The organism is Acinetobacter sp. YH12255, from assembly GCF_013417355.1.
Classification (GTDB): Bacteria; Pseudomonadota; Gammaproteobacteria; order Pseudomonadales; family Moraxellaceae; genus Acinetobacter; species Acinetobacter pseudolwoffii.
The window spans coordinates 17,932-33,812 of the sequence record NZ_VPEC01000009.1 but is presented as its reverse complement, the minus strand read 5'-3'; the positions used below and the strand labels follow the sequence as shown (position 1 = coordinate 33,812).

15 protein-coding genes and 2 pseudogenes are annotated in these 15,881 nt (G+C 43.5%); 9 read left to right on the top strand and 8 right to left on the bottom strand.

Annotated elements, in window-relative coordinates:
- Window positions 1–56: 56 nt before the first annotated feature.
- Complete coding sequence (gene gdhA / locus FTV30_RS05600) at window positions 57–1,400, bottom strand: NADP-specific glutamate dehydrogenase (RefSeq protein ID WP_074383062.1); 1,344 nt, start codon at window positions 1,398–1,400, stop codon at window positions 57–59.
- Between the two features lie 347 nt (window positions 1,401–1,747).
- Between gdhA and FTV30_RS05595 the strand changes: the two genes are divergently transcribed.
- Together FTV30_RS05595 and nth are read left to right on the top strand one after the other, a co-directional pair.
- Window positions 1,748–2,539, top strand: a complete 792-nt coding sequence (locus FTV30_RS05595; protein ID WP_100328793.1) for an RnfABCDGE type electron transport complex subunit B — start codon at window positions 1,748–1,750, stop codon at window positions 2,537–2,539.
- 4 nt (window positions 2,540–2,543) lie between these two features.
- On the top strand, window positions 2,544–3,257 hold the full coding sequence (gene nth / locus FTV30_RS05590; protein ID WP_100328794.1) for an endonuclease III: 714 nt from the start codon (window positions 2,544–2,546) through the stop codon (window positions 3,255–3,257).
- 117 nt (window positions 3,258–3,374) lie between these two features.
- On the opposite strand, the gene FTV30_RS05585 is transcribed toward nth, so the two are convergent.
- From FTV30_RS05585 to FTV30_RS05570, 4 genes are all read right to left on the bottom strand, one after another.
- The gene (locus FTV30_RS05585) at window positions 3,375–3,590 is read right to left on the bottom strand and encodes a hypothetical protein (protein ID WP_100534398.1); all 216 of its coding nucleotides are present in this window, start codon (window positions 3,588–3,590) and stop codon (window positions 3,375–3,377) included.
- Between the two features lie 86 nt (window positions 3,591–3,676).
- Entirely contained in the window at window positions 3,677–4,336 is a 660-nt protein-coding gene (gene adk / locus FTV30_RS05580; protein ID WP_005096329.1) for an adenylate kinase, read from the bottom strand.
- A 75-nt stretch (window positions 4,337–4,411) separates the two neighbouring features.
- Window positions 4,412–5,728, bottom strand: a complete 1,317-nt coding sequence (locus FTV30_RS05575) for a hypothetical protein (protein WP_180001165.1) — start codon at window positions 5,726–5,728, stop codon at window positions 4,412–4,414.
- Between the two features lie 65 nt (window positions 5,729–5,793).
- On the bottom strand, window positions 5,794–6,312 hold the full coding sequence (locus FTV30_RS05570) for a hypothetical protein (protein WP_180001164.1): 519 nt from the start codon (window positions 6,310–6,312) through the stop codon (window positions 5,794–5,796).
- A gap of 238 nt (window positions 6,313–6,550) precedes the next feature.
- On the opposite strand from FTV30_RS05570, the gene mrdA reads away from it, so the two are divergent.
- Together mrdA and rsmD are read left to right on the top strand one after the other, a co-directional pair.
- The gene (gene mrdA / locus FTV30_RS05565; protein WP_005171906.1) at window positions 6,551–8,602 is read left to right on the top strand and encodes a penicillin-binding protein 2; all 2,052 of its coding nucleotides are present in this window, start codon (window positions 6,551–6,553) and stop codon (window positions 8,600–8,602) included.
- Between the two features lies 1 nt (window position 8,603).
- Window positions 8,604–9,161, top strand: coding sequence for a 16S rRNA (guanine(966)-N(2))-methyltransferase RsmD (gene rsmD / locus FTV30_RS05560; RefSeq protein WP_005096323.1), 558 nt, complete (start codon window positions 8,604–8,606; stop codon window positions 9,159–9,161).
- Between the two features lie 92 nt (window positions 9,162–9,253).
- Here the strand turns inward: rsmD and FTV30_RS05555 are convergent, their stop codons facing one another.
- Complete coding sequence (locus FTV30_RS05555; RefSeq protein WP_005171910.1) at window positions 9,254–9,472, bottom strand: hypothetical protein; 219 nt, start codon at window positions 9,470–9,472, stop codon at window positions 9,254–9,256.
- Between the two features lie 245 nt (window positions 9,473–9,717).
- Here FTV30_RS05555 and FTV30_RS05550 point away from each other — a divergent pair, with 245 nt between their 5' ends.
- The 3 genes and pseudogenes from FTV30_RS05550 (at window position 9,718) to FTV30_RS05540 (ending at window position 11,768) form a co-directional block, all read left to right on the top strand.
- On the top strand, window positions 9,718–10,452 hold the full coding sequence (locus tag FTV30_RS05550; protein WP_180001163.1) for a sulfite exporter TauE/SafE family protein: 735 nt from the start codon (window positions 9,718–9,720) through the stop codon (window positions 10,450–10,452).
- Window positions 10,453–10,551: 99 nt separating this feature from the next.
- Window positions 10,552–11,313 (top strand): annotated as a pseudogene (locus FTV30_RS05545) (3-oxoacyl-ACP reductase).
- A 134-nt stretch (window positions 11,314–11,447) separates the two neighbouring features.
- Window positions 11,448–11,768, top strand: a complete 321-nt coding sequence (locus tag FTV30_RS05540) for a hypothetical protein (protein ID WP_159516441.1) — start codon at window positions 11,448–11,450, stop codon at window positions 11,766–11,768.
- A 78-nt stretch (window positions 11,769–11,846) separates the two neighbouring features.
- On the opposite strand, the gene FTV30_RS05535 is transcribed toward FTV30_RS05540, so the two are convergent.
- Window positions 11,847–12,395 (bottom strand): 1-acyl-sn-glycerol-3-phosphate acyltransferase, encoded by a 549-nt coding sequence (locus FTV30_RS05535; RefSeq protein WP_171294118.1) that lies wholly within the window; start codon window positions 12,393–12,395, stop codon window positions 11,847–11,849.
- 362 nt (window positions 12,396–12,757) lie between these two features.
- Between FTV30_RS05535 and FTV30_RS05530 the strand changes: the two genes are divergently transcribed.
- A complete protein-coding gene (locus FTV30_RS05530; protein ID WP_180001162.1) occupies window positions 12,758–13,921 on the top strand; it encodes a lipocalin family protein in 1,164 nt (387 codons plus the stop codon).
- 38 nt (window positions 13,922–13,959) lie between these two features.
- Here FTV30_RS05530 and FTV30_RS05525 read toward each other — a convergent pair.
- Window positions 13,960–15,115, bottom strand: a pseudogene (locus tag FTV30_RS05525) (LuxR C-terminal-related transcriptional regulator).
- Window positions 15,116–15,343: 228 nt separating this feature from the next.
- Between FTV30_RS05525 and FTV30_RS05520 the strand changes: the two are divergent.
- Complete coding sequence (locus tag FTV30_RS05520) at window positions 15,344–15,838, top strand: copper resistance protein NlpE (RefSeq protein WP_005096313.1); 495 nt, start codon at window positions 15,344–15,346, stop codon at window positions 15,836–15,838.
- Window positions 15,839–15,881 lie beyond the last annotated feature (43 nt).

Genomic DNA, 15,881 nt, shown 5'->3' with positions numbered 1-15,881 from the left:
TCCATAAAAAACCGAGGCTATGGCCTCGGTTTTTTTAAAGCGACACTCAATCAGACTTAGAATACACCTTGAGCAAGCATTGCATCAGCCACTTTTACGAAGCCTGCAATGTTGGCACCGTCTACATAGTTCACAGTACCGTCTTCTTTGGTACCGAATTTTACGCAGTTACGGTGAATTTCTTTCATGATCGCATGTAAACGCTCATCAACTTCCTCAAAGGTCCAGCCTAAACGCAATGCATTTTGCGACATTTCCAGACCAGAAGTGGCAACACCACCTGCATTTGATGCTTTACCTGGCGCATAAAGCGTTTTCGCTTCAATGAATTTCTCTACAGCAGCCAAGGTTGAAGGCATGTTTGCACCTTCAGCGACACAGATCACGCCATTTGCGAGAAGCTTTTCAGCATCCTCCGCATCCAGTTCGTTTTGAGTCGCGCATGGCAGTGCGATATCACATGGAATACCCCAAGGACGTTGTCCTTCCAGATATTCAAAACCATGTTTAGAGGCAAATTCTGAAATACGACCCCGTTTTACGTTTTTAAGTTCCATCACTTCAGCAAGCAATGCTTCAGTGAAACCGTCTTTGACGTGAACCGTACCCGCAGAGTCAGAAAGTGAAACCACTTTCGCGCCCAGATACAACGCTTTGTCAGCAGCATATTGCGCAACGTTACCAGAACCTGAAATTGCGACAACTTTGTCTTTGAAGCTTTCGCCACGAGACTTGAGCATTTCCTCAGCGAAATACACAGTACCGTAACCCGTTGCTTCCGGACGCGCCAATGAACCACCGAAGGTTAAACCTTTACCGGTGAATACACATGCAGTGTCGTTACTTAATTTTTTCATCATGCCGGCCATATAGCCCACTTCACGACCGCCCACACCAATATCACCTGCAGGGATATCTGTGTTCGCACCTAGGTGACGATATAGCTCGATCATTAAAGCTTGGCAGAAACGCATGATTTCGCCTTCTGATTTGCCTTTAGGGTCAAAATCAGAACCGCCTTTACCACCACCCATAGGAAGTGTGGTTAAAGCATTTTTAAATGTTTGCTCAAAGCCTAAGAATTTTAGGATTGAAAGATTCACGGAAGGGTGGAAACGCATACCACCTTTAAATGGACCGATCGCTGAGTTGTATTGTACGCGGAACGCACGGTTTACCTGAGTTTGACCTTGGTCATCTACCCAAGAAACTCGGAACTGGATCGCACGTTCTGGCTCAACTAGACGTTCTAGCAAACCATGTGCTGCGTATTGTGGATTCTTTTGAATGAATGGCCACAAACTGGTCATCACTTCTTCGACAGCTTGAAGAAATTCTGGTTGGTGTGCATCACGTGATTTTACGTAATCTAGGAACTCATTAAGTGTGTTGTATTTCAACGCTTAATCCTCAGCAGAAAATGGATCAAAATTGGTCAAATTTACAATCAATGTTAAATTTTGGCGCAAAATATTAAATATCTTTTGTAACTAATCTACAATACTTTTTTTGAAAATACTTTAAAATTAATTTGATAACAAATATTTATATTGATTATGAATATTTTTTCTATGTCAGGAAATGCCAATTGAATCAAGGCTTAGATTCAGATTTATGCTTAATAATAAGGCATAACTTGACCCTTAATTGCGCACGACTTAGGAGTTTAAAAATATGTTAAAATGCATAACTCGACATATTTTGTTTCACTTACTGCAAAGCTCAGCATGAGCAGCTCTGGTTATTCATGAATTCGCCAATTTCTCTGGTCCAATCGATTGATGCTTTACTCCCTCAAACCCAATGTGGACTCTGTGGTCATCGTGACGGATGTTTACCTTATGCCCAGTCGATTGCTGAGGGTGAAAATGCCAATAAATGTGTGCCAGGCGGACAGCCTGTTGCCGATGCTTTGGCTGCATTATTAAATCGTCCTGAACTTGTGGCAGAAGAAAGTGTCTGGCCCATTCAAGCCGACGGTCGCCCGCAGCGCATCAAAGCCGTAATTCGTGAAGATGAATGTATAGGCTGTACCAAATGTATTAGCGCCTGCCCGGTCGATGCGATTATTGGCGCCGGCAAACTGATGCATACAATTCTGACCGATCTGTGTACTGGCTGCGAACTGTGCATTCCACCGTGTCCGGTTGACTGTATCGATCTGGTCGAAGACCCACAGCCTTTGCCGACTGAAGCACAGCGTATTGCTGAGCAGGACGATTTACGTCAGCGCTATTATGCGCATATCCAGCGTGAAGAAAAACGCCGTACTGACCGCAAGGGCCCAGTCGTCCGTGCAGAAATCAATACTGCCCTGTTTGCCCAGTTCTCTGCTTTAAATGAGCAGCTTCCTGTGATTGAAGTTGTGAATAAGCCGGCGAATACTCCGATTACGCTAGATTCTAAAACCACGATTGAACTGGCAAAACTACGCACCCAAATTAAAAAGCTGGAAAAACAGCTTTCGGTTCGTGAAGATGCCAGCAAACGCCTGCAACTGACAGAATTAGCTGAAAAATTACAGACCTTACAGGGATAAGTACATGACCACTGCGAGCACAAAACCTGTAAAAAACATGACCAAAAAACAGATTCAGACCTTTTTTGAACGCCTGCGTGAACAGCGCCCCAATCCGAAAACCGAGCTGAATTATGCCAATCCCTTTGAATTACTGGTCGCCGTGACTCTGTCTGCCCAAGCCACCGATGTCAGCGTGAATAAGGCCACGGACAAACTGTTTCCAGTCGCCAATACACCGGAAACGATTTATGCGCTTGGTGTGGATGGTTTAAAGGAATATATCAAGACTATTGGTTTATATAACTCAAAAGCAGTTAACGTAATTAAAGCCTGTGAGATGCTGATTCAGAAGCACAACAGCGTGGTACCGGATAATCGTGCGGATCTGGAAGCCTTGCCGGGTGTGGGACGCAAAACGGCCAATGTGGTGCTGAATACTGCCTTTGGTCAACCGACCATGGCGGTGGATACACATATTTTCCGGGTTGGTAACCGTACCGGATTGGCTACAGGTAAAAATGTGCTTGAAGTTGAGCATCGACTGGTCAAAGTGATTCCGAAAGAATTTATCATTGATTCTCATCATTGGCTGATTTTACATGGCCGTTATTGCTGTATTGCCCGTAAACCGAAATGTCATGAATGTGTGGTCGCCGATGTGTGTAACTGGCCTGATCGTTTTGAATTTGGTGCAGCGCGCGCAATTGCAGTGAAGAATATCGCTATTTCTGAATAGAATTGCAGAACTAAACTAAGACCGAAAAAAAGGTGATCAATACCTCACCTTTTCTACAATTTTCAACATACCGCTTTTATTTAAAACTGGACTCAGCTTCCACTAAAGCATGCCGAATTATTTATTCTGATCGTGTTCAGCCTGTTCCTGTTCTTTTTTGCGCTGTTCAAGCTCCGCCTGCAATTTCGGGTGCAATTGGCGTTGTGGATGCTTGGCTGCATTTTCTGCACGTTCTTCCTGACGTACTTTATTCAGTATTTTAAAACTCATATAGAACAGACCCACCAACACTGCCAGAAATATAATCATTAACACCAACACGCCAAATTTCATAGCCACAGCACCTGTTCAAATACGCAATAAAAAAGAGCCCTAATATGACTTAGGGCTCTTCGATTGTCAAAATCATCGTTAGCCGATTATTTTGCTTGATCCAGAATCGCGAAAAGCTCAGTCTGAACCTGATCGATTGGACGCAGACCGTTTAACTTGTTGTAAGTCGGTGCATTTTCACCTGATGCTGCACGGCCTTGGTAGAAGCCCACCAGTTGCTCAGTTTCAGTATGGTAAGAACCTAAACGTTTACGAATTGTCGCTTCCAGATCATCTGGACGCTGAACCAGATCTTCACCCGTTTCGTCATCTTTACCTTCCACTTTTGGCGGGTTGTAAACGATGTGATACACACGGCCAGATGCCGGGTGCTGACGACGGCCAGAAAGACGTTGTACGATCTCTTCATCTGGAACATCGATTTCAATCACGTGATCGATGTTGATACCTTCGTTTTCTAAAGCTTCTGCTTGAGGAATGGTACGCGGGAAACCATCAAAAATACAGCCATTTACACAATCAGGTTGCGCAATACGCTCTTTGACCAGACCAATGATCAACTCATCAGAAACCAAACCGCCATTGTCCATGACACTTTTAGCTTGTAGACCTAATTCAGTTCCTTCACGAATTGCAGCACGGAGCATATCACCGGTTGAAATTTGTGGGATATTGTAGCGCTTACAGATCAACTGAGCTTGTGTACCTTTACCTGCTCCAGGTGGTCCGAGTAAGATAATGCGCATATATAAACATCCTCATTTAAACAATATGTATGACGCCACGACCACAATCGCCCGATTGTGTCCCCCGGCATCTCATTATAAGAAAGCCACAAACAAATGGATTAAACCCGCGACAAAACCGGTTACCCCACCCAATAAAATCAGAATCCATTCATCTTCCTGAAATGCAGGACGTAAAAGATTCTGAAACTCCTTCGGAGTCAACTCGCGTATGCGGTCTCTAAACATTTGATAGATTTTCTGTGCACGGCTCGCATTAAATGCTGGGTCGCATACAGGCACCATCGTAATTTCAATCGAGCGATCGATCAAGTCCGTCTTGAGTTTTGCATACTCTTTTGGCCCTAAAGACAGCTGTAAAGAGGTCCGAACCAGGGGTGTTTCCATAATTTCATTAATATGACGTTTGACAATGCGGCGGGTTTTGTCTTTTTTCCCGCCATACATCATCTCGGTCATGATCGATTTTAACGTAATCAGATCTTCTGTGACTACACTTGCGAAAACATCAGAGACTTCATCCTGACGTTTCATAAATGCGCCTTGTATGTTATAGGTGCCAATACGCGGAATGACAGGTTTAATCCATGGAAACTGGCGACTTGTGGTACGGCTAAAGAATTGCGGGTACTTTACCGGGTGCGGATAGAGCGGGTTGAATACCATCCAGATTGCAATCCAGTTGGTCAAAAAGCCCCAGATGGCAGCCCAGAACGGGACAGTCCAGTGCCACGGCACCACGAACCAGACAATCATCTGGAAAATACCAAAGAACATGCCGATGAGTGCACTGATATGCCAAATAAAATTGATTTCTTTTTGGCCCACTTTCAGGAACATACGCACCATTAACCGACGGTCACCTTCCATCTGGCTGACCACCATTTCACGCATATCGACAAGTGACTCGACGTTCATGGTCAGCTCGGTCACCAATTCACGCAAAATTGCCGGCATTTGTTTTTGTGCCTGTGCATAAATTCTGCGTTTGATGGCAAAAGGCAGGTTTTCCCAAAGGACTGCATTACGATCCATCATCACTTCATCAATCAGATGTTCAAGTTCGAAACCGACCTGTTCACCAATGATCCGTGCCATATCATCTGGATCCATCGCCTCTAAAAACTCGCGGATGGAACCTAGTTTAGACAAAGTGTTATCGGTAATAATGCCTGAAATACGGCCAGCTTTGCGTGGCACGATCCCCTGCCAGCCGACAGGTACAGGACCGAGATGGACACCCCAAAAATTGATCGGATAAAACACCATTTTCAGTGCCATCCAGACGTGAGCCCACGTTACAAATGCGGTCACCGGAATAATGCTGAGCACGGCCCAAAAATCCGGGCGATTCACAAAGGTTTGCCACAATTCGTTGACGTACTCAAGCATGCATAAGTTCCATATTTAATTTTTTGTTCACAGAATACACATATTTATAAGGTCAAATATTTTGTCTATAAACCGATACTTAAAGTATAGGAAAATTGTAGTCGCGGTTCAGTTTCGGCCACCACACGACCATTTTGATCTTCAAATTTCTCTCCGGCACCAATGCCGACACTAAAACTGCTGATTCGCTCTGAACTCAACAAAACATAGGCCAAATCAATTCCAGCACCTAAGCGGGCCTTGTATTCATTGTCGACGCGTTTGCTTTCAATATGACCCGCATAGCCTCCGACATAATACCCATTTTTATCCTTGCCGGTCAGATGTGCAGGATAACGAAAGCCTACTTGTCCCCCTATCGTTCGATCATCATCCAGAAAAACCCCACCTTTCACATAAGCAATCCCATAAGGATTAACCCATTCAGTATTTAAATGTACCAGCTTCCGGGTAAAACCAGCCCCAACATTAAAGGCTTTTGCCTGAGTAGCTTCTACTTTATCTGCAGTATTATTGATTTGATCATGTGCATAGGCCCCGTTCGCCCACAATGCAAACGCCAACAAAGGGTAAACCTTGTTCATTCCTTCACCATCTTCCTTAATTATAGTTTTTGGTATAGTCCTATTTTTATTCGATTTTACTGTATCAGAATTATCACAACTCTTATATACAGCACTTTACAATTTTCATGTCTGCAAAGTCAAAGCTTAAAGGAACTGATCGTAATGGCAGTTTTTCATTATCAAATCAAGTCCAGTTGCGTTAGAATATTCCACTTTGATTCTTTCCTCCTTTCCTCAGGTCTCAAGTCGATCGCGTATGAAGCAGCACTTTCCTTTAAAAAATGCACAACAAGAAAAGCGCATCTATCGTAGTCGAGTATGGATTTCTGTTGGAATAGTCATCTTTTTTATGCTGCTGCTGGTTAGCCGCTATGCCTATTTACAACTCTTTAATTTCGAGACCTTCAGTACCGCTTCTGACCAAAACCGGATTCGTCTGCAACCTCTGCCTCCAGCGCGCGGTTATATTTATGACCGTAACGGCGTATTGCTGGCCGATAACTACCCGGTTTTTACCGCAACTTTAAGCCGCGCCGATGTGCAGGATATTGACCAGACTTTGGAACGTCTGAAGCCTATTCTGGAGCTGACTGAAGAAGATATTGAACGCTTCCAAAGCCGGATCAAAACAGCACGTAGAACCGAACGGGTTTCGATCAAGCTCAACCTGAATGAAAATGATATTGCCCGTTTTAGCGAGGTCAAATATCAGTTTCCGGGCGTGAATATTGAAACCCAGATGACCCGCTATTATCCGCATGGCGACCTGTTTGCCCATGTGATTGGTTATGTGGGCCGGATTAATGACAAAGAACTCAAAGCCATTGACAAGGATCTTTATGCCGGGACCAACCTGATCGGGAAAATTGGGGTAGAAAAATCCTATGAAGAACTTCTGCATGGGGTGCCAGGAAATGAATCGGTAGAAGCGGATGCTTTTGGTAATGTGCTACGGCATTTGGGCCGTAAGGATCCGGTGCGCGGTAATGATCTGTTCTTGTCACTGGATTATGGTTTGCAGGTGGTGGCTTCAGAGCAACTGGCTGGACGCCGTGGTGCGATTGTGGCGATGAATCCGAAAACTGGGGAAATTCTGGCGCTGGTTTCCAGCCCAAGTTTCAATCCAAATCTGTTTGTGACCGGTATCAGTCATAAAGATTATAGTGATCTGCGTGATAATCTGGATCAACCTTTATACAACCGCGCCGTGCAAGGGGTTTATCCTCCTGGTTCAACCATTAAACCGATGTTTGCATTGGGCGGCCTGCATTATGGTCTGGTGGACTGGGATACCACTATTTCTGATCCGGGCTATTTCAGTCTGCCGGGCGATAGTCACCGCTTCCGTGACCATAAAAAATCCGGGCATGGCGCAGTCAACATGCACAAAGCTCAGGTCGTTTCTTGTGATACTTATTTCTATGTCATGTCCTACCGCATGGGCATTGAGAAAATGAACACCTGGATGCGTCAGTTTGGTTTTGGTGAAAAAACCGGCGTGGATTTACCAAGTGAAAGCTCAGGACTGTACCCGAACCCGGAATGGAAGATGCGTACCCGTAACGCCAAATGGTTACGAGGTGAAACTATTTCGGTGAGTATCGGTCAGGGGGCTTTCACTTCAACGCCGTTACAACTGGCCATGGCAACGGCCATTACCGCCAACCATGGCAATAAAGTCATTCCGCATGTGTTACGTGAAAGTCGCGGTGCCAAAACGTTCAAGGTACATAATGGTACCCACGGCAAAATCGATTTTAATGGTCAGGAAGAAGACTGGATCAAGATGCGTGATGCCATGGTCGACGTGATTCAATCTGGTACAGGCCGAGGCATCAAAAGTGGCTTACAATATTCCATTGCAGGTAAAACTGGTACAGCTCAGGTGAAGAGTATTGCTCAAGGCAAGCGTTATAATGAATCCTTATTGACCGACCGTCAGCTGGATCATGGCCTGTTTGTCGGTTTTGCACCTGCTGAAAATCCTGAAATTGCGATTGCGGTCATTCTGGAAAATGGTCGTGGCGGTAGTGCAGCCACTGTGCTGGCTCGTCCGATTTTTGATTACTGGTTGCTGCATAAAGATAAGAAGCCGGTACGCCCGCAAGGTCATCAGCTCAGTGGTGGTCTGATGACAGCCGGAATCAAGCCTGCTGAATTGCCAAGTGGTGCAGGCATGTTGAGTCAAGATGCAGCAACTGTAGCTCCAGCCAATATTCAGCCACCAGATCCTGCCACCAATCCATCTGCAAATGCAGCTGCTCCAGCTGTAGCGCCTCCTGCTCCCACACCGGTAGAACGAGACTAAAATGAAAAACCAACTTCGAATTATTGGGGGTGACTGGAAACGTCGTCAACTACCTTTTGCCAGCATTGAGGGTTTACGCCCGACGCCTGATCGAGTACGCGAAACCCTGTTTAACTGGCTTATGTGGGACGTACAAAATGCACAGGTTTTGGACATTTGTGCAGGATCTGGTGCCTTGGCTTTTGAAGCCTTATCGCGTGGTGCGGCCTCAGTCGTCATGATTGAACCGGATCGTACTCAGGCACAATTCCTGACCCAGAATCTTGAACTATTACAAGTCACCAAAGCACGCGCCCAATTGAAAATAGCAACGGCGCAGCAAGCTTTAACCAGCCTGCAAACACAATTTGATCTGGTTTTTCTCGATCCACCGTATAGCCTGAACTTATGGGAAGAGCTGGCATTACAGGCGGATCATCTGGTGAAAAATAATGCTTATATTTATGTGGAAGCAGACCGTGATCTACAGTTGCTTAAATTACCAGCGTCATGGCGACTCATTAAAAATACCAAAGCCGGCACAGTGCGTGCAGGGCTTTATCAAAAAAGTGTTTCTTAAATAAAGTTACAATTAAGACCCATTAAAAAAGGATTCCACCGCGGAATCCTTTTTTGTCAATAATAGTCAAACTGAAAGATGCGAGAATCATTTTAGTCACGATCACGGCGCCAATCACGGTTGTCACCTCTGTCACGCTTCCAATCCCGATGATCTCTATGCTCCCGATTTTTCCAGTCACGATCCTTGTGGTCTCGATCATAATGTCCGTTGCGATCCCGGTGATCACGAGAACCATCATCCCATGGATCAACCACACAACCAGTTAATGACACTGCCAATACAGAAAGTAAAATCGCTTTTTTAATCATGTCCCTAATCTCTTTACTGCACCCTATCAGTATCAGGCGAGTTCATGGAGACTAAACGAACTCATTGTTGCTCTGTTGTAGTGATTTATGCATTTTTTATGCAGGAATAAAAAACTCATTCCTTATTTTCGTTTTAATATTTTACGCACATTTGAACTTTAATTTGCATAAATACAGCTAACTAAAAGCTTGGCTTTTTCCCTGATCTTTAGAATACTGCTGCCTTTCCTTCTGACCTTACCTTTATGACCTGGCTGTTATTTATTCTTGGTGCAATAGTCGCTGGTTTCGTACAGGGGCTGACCGGTTTTGCCTTTGCCCTGATCGCCATGTCTTTCTGGGTCTGGGTGCTGCCTCCGCAACTGGCCGCGCCCTTGCTGGTATTTGCCTCGATCTGGAGTCATGTGATTTCACTCAGTCAGGAAAAAAAGCAGCTAGTTTTATCCAGGCAGTTGGTGCTGCCTTATCTGATTGCTGGTCTGATTGGCGTGCCGCTGGGTACTTATCTGTTGCACATCATCCAAGCTGATACATTTAAACTGGTTTTGGGCATTTTTCTGGTGCTCTGGTCTCCGCTGATGCTGCTCAATCCACAAATCAAAACCATTCAGCGCTCGGGAAAGATAGCCGACAGTAGTATCGGATTGATGGGTGGAATATTAGGCGGACTTGGTGGTTTTTGTGGAGCCGTCCCTTCAGCATGGGTGATGTTGAAACAACTCCCGAAAGCCCAGCAACGCTATATCTTGAGGCATTTTAATTTTGCAGTTCAGGTCTTCGCACTCGGTACCTATCTATGGCAAGGTATGATCGATCAAAGTCATTTACCCTATATGGCAGTGTTAATAGTTTTTGTCAGTATTCCGGCCATTTTAGGGGCAAAACTCTTCTATAAAATTTCTGAACTGCTGTTTAAACGTATTATCCTAAGTTTGCTGTTCAGCGCCGGCTGTTTTCTTATAGCGTCCCAATTCATTTAAGCCCAATCTCATGCAGAGTTGGTTTACTTTGCCTCAGGCTTGAATCCGCTGACATAACTGCTATGTTAGGGCCAATATTTCGTAATATAGATCATCATTATGCAGATTCGTGATCAGATTGTTCTCGTTACCGGCGGAGCACGTGGCTTGGGCTTGGCGATTACTCAAGCCCTATTGGCAGAAGGTGCTCGCGTCGTCGTCAATTATCATAGCAGTCAGCAAACCGCCGAATAGCTCGCGCAGCAGTATTTCGAGCAGGTCTTTATTTATCAGGCCGATGTCACTCAGGCTGATCAGGTACGGACTTTATTTGCTGCGGCAAAAAACCATTTCGGGGAAGCGATTCATGCGGTCGTCAATAATGCGCTGATTCAGTTTGAATTTAATGGGGATGATCGTCCTAAGGTTGAAGATTTGACTTGGGAGACCATGTCACGTCAATTCAGTGGTGCAGTACAGGCCGCCCTCAATACCACACAAGCCGCACTAGATGATATGAAGCACGCGGGTTTTGGCCGGATCGTGAATATTGGTACAAACCTGGTGCAAAATCCGGTGGTTCCTTATCATGACTATACCACCGCCAAAGCTGCATTATTGGCCTTTACCCGCACCACGGCGCAGGACTTGGGACAATATGGCATCAATGTGAATATGCTCTCTGGTGGCCTGTTACAAACCACAGATGCCAGTAAGGCCACACCTGACATTGTCTTTGACCTGATTGCTCAATCAACTCCTTTACGCCGCGTGATTACACCAGAAGAGTTTGCTGCTGCAATCCTGATGTTTTTATCGCCTTATTCACGTGCAGTAACCGGACAAAACCTGATTGTGGATGGTGGCTTGGTTAAAGGTTAACTGACCAGAGAATAGACCGGGATTTTTAGATTCTATTGTTCTATTTTTTGACCATCTGGTAGATTAAAAAGGTTTTGTGACCGGGTTTTACTTCTACAATACGGTGTTCCCATAAAACCTTTTGTCTATTTTCTATGAAATTTATCACGACATTGCTCAGTACCTTATTGCTGGCAAGTTGTATGTCTAGCGATCTGAAAAAATCGGAACAGCTGCTGCAAAATTTCCAGTGCTCCCAGATCGAGATGTCACAGATGTCGCATACCAGCATGACCGATTATTATCAGCATTCGCTCTATAGCACAAAATCCAAGGCCGAAGCGTATATCGAGCATTATCACCAAGGTGAAAAGTTATTTGATATTCCCTTATCGGAAGTTGTGCAACAGCAATATGAGCTGTATAAAAGTGCCTGTCAAAGCCTCGGTGGAATTTTACCCGCTTCTGAAAACTAAGTAGTATTTGTCTGATATTCTTAATTCTTAGGCAATAAAAAAGCAGGGAAAATACCCTGCTTTTTTTACAATGCAATTTTAATTCTGATAATAACGCTGATCGACACTGAAACATTCAGGGAATTTTGGCTGAATATCTGCATAAAATGCCATAATTTCCGCCATATCTTTTTCATAATCCCCTGTCGGATAAACAATTTTACCTACACCAGTTTTTTTCTTGGCATAGTCCATATAAGCCAAAGCAATCGGTACACCCGCATTGATGGCAACATGATAAAAACCGGTTTTCCACTGTTCCTGTTTGGCACGCGTTGCTTCTGGTGTGACCAGCATGACCAGTTTGGGATGGGTCTTAAATAAATCCGTCATCACCTGTACCATGCTCGGACGCGGTTCACCCGGCTGCTTAGGTCGACGGTCAATCCCGATTCCGCCCATCGCCCGTACAAAAGGCCCCAATGGAAATTTCATATAACTGTCTTTAATGGTTAAGCGAACATTCACACCTAACGCTTTCAAAGCCAGACGCGCATAGAGTGCATCCCAGTTACTGGTATGAGGAGCAGCAATCATGACACATTGCTCTAAATCTAGTGGCCAGTGATTATCAATTTCCCAACCCATCATATTCAGACTTTGTTCTGCTAACTTCTCAAACACCTTATGCACCAGTTCTATTCAAATCTGCGCGAATTTTAGCAACCTCGGCAAATATAGATAGTGCTCTATGATCAATAAATAAACAATTAATCTATATTTGTATAATTAGAATTTTTAAATGAATAGTTGATTATTTTTTCCACCTTCAACTTATCTCATACATCAATTTACGGATAGTTCAGATTGCTTCCCCATATAAATAGGAATTTCTTTCCAATATAAAGGATTCATACATTAAAAAGCTCTTAACCTCCTAATTTTGGGATATGGCAAATATGAGGGTCTTTTTATACTGAATCCACATTATAAATTTCAGGAAGATTCTAATGAAAAAAACTTTACTTTGCCTTGCTTTAGCGGGGTTACTTAGTGCCTGCGGCGGTTCGGATGATAACTCAAGTACACCTCCTGCAAGTAATATTGGAACCCAGACAGGGGTGCTGACGGATGCTGTGATTTCTGGAGTACGCTATGTCACAAGTAGTGGTGCTACAGGTTTTACCAATGACAATGGTGAATTCAACTTCAATGAAGGAGAAACGGTTAAATTTTATATTGGTGATGTTCAACTCGGTGATGAAATTGAAGCCAAAGAACGTGTTACCCCTTTGGATTTAGCTGAGACTGAAAATGCTCGCCTTAACTTACTGGTATTTTTACAATCCTTAGATGGAGATGATAACGATGACAAACTTCAAATTAGTACGGCCACTACAGATGCCTTAAAAAATCAGAGTATTAATTTTGACCAACCTTATAATGACTTTAAAAATGAAGCTATTGTCAAAACAGTAATTCCTGAAGAAAAGTTAGTGAATGAAGAGGATGCTAAAGCACACTTTCAAGCGACCTTCTACAAAGATATTGCCGGCACCTGGGAAATCAACCGTACCGACAGTAGCGCGGTATTGCTTCACATCTTAGAAGATGGCCGTTATGCCTTGGGTGAAGCCGAGGAAAAAGATGATGCAGGTGAACCAGGTATTGAAATAGGACACTTGAAGTGGGATGCAACGACTAGCGTAATCCAACCTGTAATCCTTCATGATACTAACGGCGAATGGGGGCTTTCACATCCTGCAGATCAGAAACTTTATACATTAAACTTTGATGGCACGCGTCTGGTACTGAACGAACCTGGCGCCAATGCGACCTATTATTTAAGCCGTATTCAACAGTCCAATGGTCTGGTCGGTAGCTGGCGTTTAAACGATACGCATCTGTTTGCCTTCTTTGACAATAACTATTATTTCTTCCTAGACACTGAAGGCGGAGATGATTGTGGTTGGCCGGGCATTGAATATGGCAAATACACCTTGTCGGCAAACACGCTCACCACCACTGAAGTCTTATTCGACACCAATGAGTGTGGCGGATTACAAGACAGTTGGGATGGCAGCAAAACGATTGCATCTATTAATATCTCTGGCAATACCCTTGTCCTCCACCCGCAAGGTGAAGGTCCTGTAAGCTTGCAACGCGTTAAATAACCCATATAAACCGGCTTGAATATGAAATTCAGGCCGGTTTAATCAATATGCTCAAAATGAATGGTACAGCCCATCAATAAATGCATCAGTTCGATTTGCGAACAACATTGGGTTTTTTCATAAATATTTTTAAAATACGTCCGTACCGAACTCAACGTAATGCCACACTGTTCTGCAATATCTTCTATTTTATAACCATTAATTAACAACTCGCATAAATCAAACTCTCGTTTGGAAAGCTGGTAACACTGTTGTAGGTAAGCTCTTGACAGGGAATAATGCTGGTTTTTTCTCTGTCATAAATAAGGCAATCTGATGCTGAGCAGACTGTAAATGTTGCATATTTCTTAATTTTTTAAATGGCACCACCGTCAGCATGAATTGTGAGCCTGCCCCATCACTCAACGCCAAGACTCCACCTACTTCAGTCTGAATGGTCGTATCTTCCAGCAAAGCACTTTCCAGAAGCTGATCAAAACGTACCTGCTGAGCATAATTGGTTTTTAGACGGTTATGTATATCGAGATCCAGACATGAACTCTGATCAAGCATCTTTTGCGCAACAGGATTGGAATAACTTAAACACAGGTTTTGATCGAGCAGTACAATCCCGGTTTTTAAACTATCCAATACGGTATACAAGCTTAAATTATCTTGTTGAATCAAGTTGATTTGCCGGTGAATTTGCAAAGCCCGGCGTAAATGAATACTGATGCGTCTTAGAAAATCCAGCTCAACTTGTTCAAAAGGCTGTACTTCAGGTGCACGATGAATACCCAGTACCGCCCAACGATAATTTCCCCGATCCAGCAATACCCCTGCCAGATAAGATACACCGCCAGGCTTTAAACACTTCTCATAGAAAACATAGTGATCCGTACCCGGCTGTTCTGCATAGTGCTGACAGTTATGACTCAGTGCATCGCCCATCTCGATCGCATTCCATAAGGGCATATGCAGTTTCATATCAATCACTCTGACACGCTCATCTTGATAAGCGGCCAGACTTTCATTCGGGATATTGTGCGTATAGACAAAATCATAGCCTGGATTAAGCTGATCCAGACCGGTAAAAATTGCACTCTTACTTTTAGTATAGCTCACGATATCTTTGATCACGTCCAGCCACAGAGATGGCAATACAGCAGCATCATAAATTTTTGCAATCAGATTATTTTCTTGTTCTAATTTCATTATCCCCTCCGCATTATCATTATTTTCTAATCATAGCGTTCAGAATTAGTTAACGAAACAGCATAAAGTGACTTTAAACTTGACTAAAAATTCTTAAGTCCTGCTCACTTATCAATAACTCTGGCCTGATTCACCTAATGAATCAAACTTTAACAAGATTGCCCTATTTATCTGTACTGACTACTTTTAATGTAATTAGCTAACAAATAAATCCATAGGATCAAAACAATGAAGAAATTTATATTCACCGCTGCGATGGCAGTCGCTATTTCATCAACGTTGACAGCATGTTCAAAACAGAATGACAATGAGCCAATGAATCATAATGCACCATCCAGCCCAGCGATGACGGAGCAAAATAACCCCGGTACCAATCTGACTCGGGCTGATAGCGCAGAGACCTCATTAGATTGGGCAGGTGAATATGAAGGTGTATTTCCTTGTGCCGACTGTGAAGGCATTAAAGTCGAGTTACAGCTTAATTCAGATAAGACTTATGAACTGAGTGAAGAATATTTAGGGAAAGCTAATAATAATGAATTTGAACTCAAAGGCAGTTTTAGTTTTGATCCTCAGGATCCGTCACTCATCACATTAGATAACAAAGCTGAAAACCGTAAATTCTTTGTTGGCGAAAATTTTATCGAAGCACGTGATGTTGAATCAGGTAAAAAAATTGAGAGTAATTTAAATTATAAATTAGTTAAAAAGTCTTCATCATAATTTTGTAAAGAATAAAAAAATCCCCGCTATTGCGGGGATTTTT